Below are 7,423 nucleotides of genomic sequence, written 5' to 3' on the forward strand. Positions count from 1 at the left end.
AAAGAATCAGCAAATTCGCGATGCAACTGATGCATTTCAGCATTGGCATCTAAGCAACTGTGCGTCAGATATTGGCTATGTAATAATATTTGATTAGAGGGTGCATCAAATTCAACCTCAGCAGCAAAAAAACGCTGATAGGGTTGGATGTCTTCCGGTTCAGGAAATGTCAGATGGACAAAGCTGACAGGGACTTGTTGGCCGGTTAGCCATCGGGGCCAATTTACCAGACATGCAAGAAAATATTCGATCGTTTGCAAATCAGGTTGGTTCATCTCAATAGTTAGCAGCGTACCTTCAACCGTTTGCTCCATCTGTAACACGGCACCTTCAAAGAGCAGCGGGAAATAATCGACCAGTGTCTGATAGGCTTTATCTAACGTAGGCGCCGTAGACATAATAAAGCCGATAGAACCGAGTAACCGGGGTTGAGTTGCTTCGCCAAGGTTTAATGCAATCCGAGGGTTATTCGATGCATGCACCAGTGCTTGTAAAACATGACTAAAATATGCAGCGGGGAAACGTGCGCCGGGCTTGGCAAACTCCTCGGATGATAATTGAGCACAGCTCAGCACCATGGCTGGTTCCATCCGATAATGTTGGGCCAACTGAAAAACAGGCTCTAAAAGCTTGGCACTCGCAGTTATCACAGACATATAAATGATGCTGGCATGAAAAGAGTCTTTTATTTTGATTTACTAGGATAATATCTTTTTAAGACTACCATAGAGATTTCAAAAAATATGTCCTTATGTGCCATGTTGAGACGACTAGAATCATCTTTTTTTACGCTAGCCTTACTGTTATTCACTAATGTTAGCTTAGCTGACTCATTGCGGGTCGGTATTCCCACCCTGGGACAAATTCCTTTTTTTTGGCTAGATGAAGCAGGGGAGTATCAAGGTATATATCCAGACACTCTGCGCTTAGTGGCTGCCGACCTGCATCGGTCTTTAGTGTTTGTACCGTTATCGCAAGCGCGCTTAAGACGGCATTTTGAAATGGGTGAGATTGATATAGAGATGGGCGTTAAAAATAACATTGAAGATAGGCCAGAACTAAAAAGAGTATCAATCTTCACTCGCCCATTTAATGTGGTAAATGAAGTCATTATCTATCGCCCCGAACTGTCGTTCCCCGTCTTTATCCTCAACGACCTGGCAGGACAGCATGTAGCGACCGTTCGTGGTAATACCGTTCCTGATAACCTTATCCGTGAAGACTTCACCAATGAATGGCAAATTGCACAACGCGTTCACAGGGGCTGGAATAACATAGGTTTAATGAAAGAGGAGGTGGCACTATATTATCAGCGCAAGCACAATCTGAATTATGAAACCTCTCTGCCATATGCCTCTAATGCGGTATCTTTTCGTATAAATATACAAGAAAAAGAAATAGTTAACGACATGAATGCAAGTATTTTACGATTAGAAAAAGCGGGTGTGTTGGAGCAACTTGTTTGTAAGTACCTGTGTGGGCCTACCATACTCAATGTGCAAAAACAGACTAATTAAAGTGAGCAAAGTCATTGAGCGATAAGAATGAGTATGAATTTGAAACCAATGTAATTGCATCGAATTCACTGCAGAGAATAAAAAATACTTATAAGATACATTTTTAACCAGGTTTATCCGGAAAGTCTCATGAACGCCGATCGTAAAGAGAAAGACCCAACATTAGTATGTACCTGTAATGACTTATTTATAAACGATATACAAGAATCTATTAATTTCGGAGAAACTGAATATCGTGAAATCTTTGCTGTTCATGGTTTACAGCCTCGTTGCGGCGAATGTGTGGATCACGTTAGCGACATACTTAATGGCAAATAGAACAGCTAATATCATCTTGTGATGCCGATAATGCTATTTATCGGCATTCGCATATAAAGTATTGTTTTTGTTATACTAGTTTAAATTATTCGAGTGTAACATTGATGCAAACCTTACCTCCGGCACTGCCTTTATTTGATTCCATTAAGCATCTGGAAGATGGCAATCCAACCGTTAATCAATTCATTGCTAACGTCACAATACATCAGGTTAATGATGCCGCTTTACTCTATGAACACGCGGTAGATTGGCTGCTAGAACAACGACATAGCGAGAATAACTACAAAACTTATCGAAGCGAATTAACCACCTTTCTTTATTGGAGCTTTATTGAAGAAGGCGTATCCGTTGCTGACATCACGCGGCGCATCTTATTGCGATATATCGATTACTGCACGAAACCGCCGACACACTTAATTGCTTATCGTAATGTAGCGCAGTTTGTAATGGATAAAGATATTGAGGAACGTGTGCCTAATCCTGACTGGCGTCCGTTTTTAGGCAAAAAACAGGAGGGAGTCGAACAGCCCTATAAAATCACAGATAAGGCCCTAAAGACAAAGCTGGCAATACTCTCATCGTTTTTCAGTTACCTGATTAATGAGGAATACACCGAGCGAAACCCCGCAATGATGCTGATGAAAAATGGACGTTTCAAGTCAGGTTCACAGAATTTAGTGATGAAAGAAGATGATGAAGAAGTTCGTTCATTTACCGAATTGCAGTGGTCGTATGTTATATCAACATCGCTGAAACTAGCCGAATCTGAACCTGAAATACATGAGCGTACGCTATTTTTGATGAGCTTAATGTACAGCTGCTATCTGCGTATTTCAGAAGCAGCTGCACGCCCAGGGTTTTCACCTGTCATGGGACAATTCAGGCGTGATTCAAAAACAGCGGTCTGGGGTTTTCATATACCGCGCAGCAAAGGCGGTAAAAAGCGAACCGTAGCCGTATCAAATCAATTACTCAAAGCACTGCAACGCTATCGGCGATTTCTTGGCTTAAGCTTATTGCCGGCACCCAATGAAAATACACCATTATTTATTCGCCACCGTGCTGCAGGCCGTGGCCGCGATACCGGTTTATTAAATGCCAACTTAGGGATACGCCAGTTACGTGAACAAATCAGCGCTGTTGTTAACCTGGCAGCCAACGCGGCACACAATGAAGGGTTTGAGCAAGACGCACTTGAAATGCGACAAATGACACCGCACAGCATACGTCACACCGGAATCTCACATGACATCAATATCAACGGACGACCGTTATCGCACGTCCAGGCAGATGCCGGCCATGACAGTATCGACACCACATCACAATACCTGCATACCACGCGAGTGGAGCGACACGAATCAGCAGCCACAAAACCAATCGATCATTTAGCAGCGTCTTATAAGAAGTGATTCACAGCTAAATTAGCCGCTATTAAAAACCGTGCCGTACGTGCTGCTCAGTGATACTCAGCACGCAAAACTTAATTCTTAGCGACTCTCCGTACGACATTTAAGCGTGAATTAAATCTGAAATCCTGCATTTATTGAAATTATGAAGTAGGTACTTACCGTTGCTTAAAAGCCCATTTATAGGCCTTCTTTTACATATGTATAACTTCGCATAATGTATATTATGTTAAATTAACTATTATTCTATTAAATATAGGAAATCCATTTTGTGTAGGTTTTGATTTCACCTGCAATTCTTTCCACCGATGTGAAACTCGCATTTTTGAGTATTCAATTCCCCTGCATCAGTTGATTGGTCAAATTAGCGTGCGCCTCACTCATTGAGCAAAACCTACTCGTGCGGAGAGTCGCTAAGAATTATTTTTTGTGGGTAATCTACCGTTCTATGAAATCTGAGACACTAGTTTCAAAGCACAAATTCCCTACGGACAGCTTCGAAGAATAGTTTTTCCTGGATAATATGATGCTGTGTGAAATGTAACATCGCTTGTCTATCCGGCTAATTTGTCACGACTCGATACACTGGGCTTCTAAGGATTTCCCTCAGCGTCATTCAGTATCTAATAAATATACGGTGCGTTCTTAGTACGGATTGTTTCGTACAGAGATCTTCGAAGTATGGTTTTTTGCGAATAAAGTACTGTTAGATGTAACGGTCTATTCTAGAAATACATTAAAAATCTAATAATATGTATTATGTACCGCTATACATGTATTTTTAATACGGATTAAGGATTTATAGGTCTGCTGATGCTCTATATTACCATGACATAAATATGATTTTTGATTAGTGTATAAACACTTTAAGTGCGTATTTTAGGGTTACTAGCAATCTTTCCATCTGATTGCCCCACAGCTTTTATGAGTTGCTATTGAATTTCATCTTGCAGCTATGAGTATTTAGTTATGTTAATTATCGATGAATCATTATAAATAACTGATATTTAAGTAATTTTTTAATATTTTCCATGAAATAAGAAGTTGCATATTAGGAAGTGGATTGCTTCTTTATCCTATCACCGGTCACCCTTGTATTCTCCCCTGCTCTATTAGCGCGTTATGTGAAAATAGGAGAAATCACAAAATAAGTATAGCTGTCGACCGCAAGCTGACATTAACGCCTTTGTAACGGGCCGTTTTGCTGCGAAGCAGTGTATTCAGCGGTATAGCCCGAAGGGCGAGCGTTGACAAACTTGTCATATATTTAGTTTATTAAAATTTGAAACGATTTCTTTACTCAAGTGCGAATAATGTTTTTTTATTCTTTCCTTACACTCTTCATTGTCCCCGCTATGCTCGACAAATAGGGCAAGTCCAAGCCTAAAGCTAAGGGAAAGATCATTTAAATGCAGATAAGATAGCTCTCCAGGCTTCAGTGTATCGGCTGCTTTCTTCAGCTCTTCAAGGTCAGCTGTCCCCCAAGCGTAACTAACGGGGACAGCCTTATTGTTTTTTGAAAGTTTCGAGTCAGGCGTCATTGTGTGCAGGACTGCGCATCTTGCAGCATAGAGATCTATTGGCTGCGGATCGAGAGGCTTTTCTTTATACATAAACTCGGAAACAAAGCGGACAAACCTTTCTTTTACAGGAATATCGCCATAAGCAACCCATGCAGCTGCATCTATACCGCTATATATAAGACACAACGATGGAAGAACGAAGTTACCTCCAATGCATAAGTCAATTGCTTTGCATTGATCGATGAATGTTTTATAAAATTTAAAATTATCAGACATGGTATGTTTTCATGTATAACGCCGCCGTTAATTTGCTGCCTGAAGCACAGCGTAAGGCGGGCAAATTGATGGCCTTGTTAAGCAGCTGTTTTGTGATGTAAAGCACTTCTTTTAATATATTTTTTAAATTCCAGTTCGGACATTCTATTGTGCCTTCCGTCATAAGTCCCAGAAACTTGGTTGTATATTGAACGAGTACTAAAAATAACAAATGAACCTTCAAAATATCTACACACAAGATTGGATTCTTGTGGTAAATTTTCCTCATTGTATTCATTTTCATCCCAATGGTATGGTAACCCTCCCTTTTTTAACACTGTTTACGAAAAGGTGCCTAAAAGCCGGCGGGTGTCTTCATTAGCTCTTATTTTATTACATCAGAATAAACAATACTAAGTGGCTATTCTTGATCTATAAATAAAGTACTAAAAGTGGCAAAAACTGGAGGGGTATGTTTATATCATCTTCTTTAAAAAAAGTGTCAGTATTACGTATGTCAGAGTTTAAAATAGGCGCATTGGTTTACTATAAAAGTAAAGCAGCAAGAGTAGATGCCATTGGTGATAAAGATGACAAGATTGAAATTTCAATCTTAAAAACAACCAAACGGGTGCGTGATAAAGACATCAAACTGTTACACCCTGGCCCGGTAAGCGATATTTCTACTCTCGATATTGAGTTGCCTGATCCTCCTGAAGCCTTAAGTGAAACATTGGAATTGCTCGAAGAGGAAGCGGTCTCTCTGAGTGAACTATCTGATTTTCTATACGGGGAATTTTCTCCGCAAAGCGCATGGTCTAGCTGGATGCTGGTGATGGATGGCCTTTATTTTGAACTGCTTGCTGATGAAAACGCGAAAGATGCCGGAGAGGATCTTATAAAGGCGCGGCCGCAAGAACTCATCGCTGCTGATAAAGAAAAACGAGAGTCGCGGATTCAACAGCAAGAAGCCTGGGATACATTGATCAAGCGCATAAGCAATGGTCGCATTGAAGAAACCGATTACCCCCAGCTTATTGAGGTTGAACAGCTAGCTTGTGGTGAGCGGGAAAATAGCCGAATCTTAAAAGCAGCTGGTATTCAAGAGACCAAAGAAGCCGCGCATGCGCTGTTAATTAAACTCGGTTATTGGCCACAAGAGTACAATCCTTGGCCGCGTCGCATGGGGGTCACCATGAGTAGTCCTGAGATAGCCATTCCTGAGGCAGTTGAAACCAGTCGACGTGATCTGCAACACCTGCAGGCTTGGGCGATTGATGATGTCGGAAATCAAGATCCTGATGACGCAATCTCATTGGAAGGAAACCGTTTATGGGTACATATCGCTGATGTTTCCTCACTGGTAATTCCAGATTCTGAGTTGGATATGGAAGCGCGTTCTCGCGGCACCAACGTGTATTTGCCTGATCAGACCATTCATATGTTGCCGTCAGGCATCACACAGCAACTTGGACTTGGCTTGCAAGAACAAAGCAATGCTCTCTCGATTGGCTTTAATATTGGAGAAAATGGAGAAATAGAAGATATAGAACTCTGTTTTTCATTACTTCAAGTTACCCGAACCACCTACGACAATGCCGACAAGGAGTTGGACAGCACATTTATTGAATTAAAATCAGTGACAGATCGTTTTCATCAACGCCGAATCAATAATAACGCCGCAATGCTGGATTTACCCGAGGTAAACATCAGTGTCGATAATGGAGAAATTTCGATACGTCCTTATAGGCAAGGTGGAAGTCGTAAGATAGTCACAGAGGCGATGCTGGCGGCGGGTGAAGCCGTGGCATTATTTGCGCATAAAAATAACATCCCGATTCCCTATGCCTATCAACCCGAACCCGTAGAAATTCAGCATCCGCAAAAAATGTCCGAGCATTATGCATACCGGCGTTGTTTTAAGGCATCCCGGCATACTACAGAACCGGCTGCACACTTTGGGCTTGGACTGCCAATTTATACACGGGTAACCAGCCCTATCAGACGCTATCTGGATTTAATCGTGCACCAACAGCTCAGGGCATTTTTAACGCAGCATTCACAACAACCACAACGTCCTCTGCTGGGCCACGAGGAGCTTGTAGAAAGGATCGGTCTGGCGGATGAAGCATCATTTGCAGCACGTAAAGCTGAACGTAATTCTAATCAGCATTGGACCATGCTCTACCTTAATCAATATAAAACGAAGCAAGGCGAAGGCAATGGTAATTGGCAAGGAGAAGCAGTCGTCGTTATGCACGATGAGCGAAAGACTACGGTTATTTTGCCAGACCTTGCTATAGAGCCTAAGTTACAACGTCAGGATAATACTGAATTAGATCAATCGTTAACAGTACAAGTGCAATCTGTGAACATTCCAGAACTACGGGCATTTTTTCGTGTA

6 protein-coding genes are annotated in these 7,423 nt (G+C 41.5%); 4 read left to right on the forward strand and 2 right to left on the reverse strand.

What is annotated here, in order from left to right; all coding sequences use genetic code 11:
• Window positions 1–656 (reverse strand): AraC family transcriptional regulator (locus tag ABY436_RS17865; RefSeq protein ID WP_372740289.1); only part of this gene is annotated, 656 nt, incomplete at its 3' end.
• Window positions 657–758: 102 nt separating this feature from the next.
• Between ABY436_RS17865 and ABY436_RS17870 the strand changes: the two genes are divergently transcribed.
• From ABY436_RS17870 to ABY436_RS17880, 3 genes are all read left to right on the forward strand, one after another.
• Complete coding sequence (locus ABY436_RS17870; protein WP_372740290.1) at window positions 759–1,517, forward strand: substrate-binding periplasmic protein; 759 nt, start codon at window positions 759–761, stop codon at window positions 1,515–1,517.
• A gap of 129 nt (window positions 1,518–1,646) precedes the next feature.
• On the forward strand, window positions 1,647–1,835 hold the full coding sequence (locus ABY436_RS17875) for a (2Fe-2S)-binding protein (RefSeq protein WP_090726928.1): 189 nt from the start codon (window positions 1,647–1,649) through the stop codon (window positions 1,833–1,835).
• A 104-nt stretch (window positions 1,836–1,939) separates the two neighbouring features.
• Window positions 1,940–3,244 (forward strand): tyrosine-type recombinase/integrase, encoded by a 1,305-nt coding sequence (locus ABY436_RS17880; protein WP_372740291.1) that lies wholly within the window; start codon window positions 1,940–1,942, stop codon window positions 3,242–3,244.
• Window positions 3,245–4,500: 1,256 nt separating this feature from the next.
• Here ABY436_RS17880 and ABY436_RS17885 read toward each other — a convergent pair.
• Entirely contained in the window at window positions 4,501–5,040 is a 540-nt protein-coding gene (locus ABY436_RS17885) for a hypothetical protein (RefSeq protein WP_372740292.1), read from the reverse strand.
• 451 nt (window positions 5,041–5,491) lie between these two features.
• Between ABY436_RS17885 and ABY436_RS17890 the strand changes: the two genes are divergently transcribed.
• A partial coding sequence (locus ABY436_RS17890) for a ribonuclease catalytic domain-containing protein (protein ID WP_372740293.1) occupies window positions 5,492–7,423 on the forward strand: 1,932 nt, incomplete at its 3' end.

This window comes from Neptunomonas sp., from assembly GCF_041601355.1.
In the GTDB taxonomy this organism is placed as follows: Bacteria; Pseudomonadota; Gammaproteobacteria; order Pseudomonadales; family Balneatricaceae; genus Neptunomonas.

Coding starts and splice junctions, on each gene's coding strand:
- ABY436_RS17870 (WP_372740290.1), top strand. CDS start 759: ATGTTGAGACGACTAGAATCATCTTTTTTTACGCTAGCCTTACTGTTA.
- ABY436_RS17875 (WP_090726928.1), top strand. CDS start 1,647: ATGAACGCCGATCGTAAAGAGAAAGACCCAACATTAGTATGTACCTGT.
- ABY436_RS17880 (WP_372740291.1), top strand. CDS start 1,940: ATGCAAACCTTACCTCCGGCACTGCCTTTATTTGATTCCATTAAGCAT.
- ABY436_RS17885 (WP_372740292.1), bottom strand. CDS start 5,040: ATGTCTGATAATTTTAAATTTTATAAAACATTCATCGATCAATGCAAA.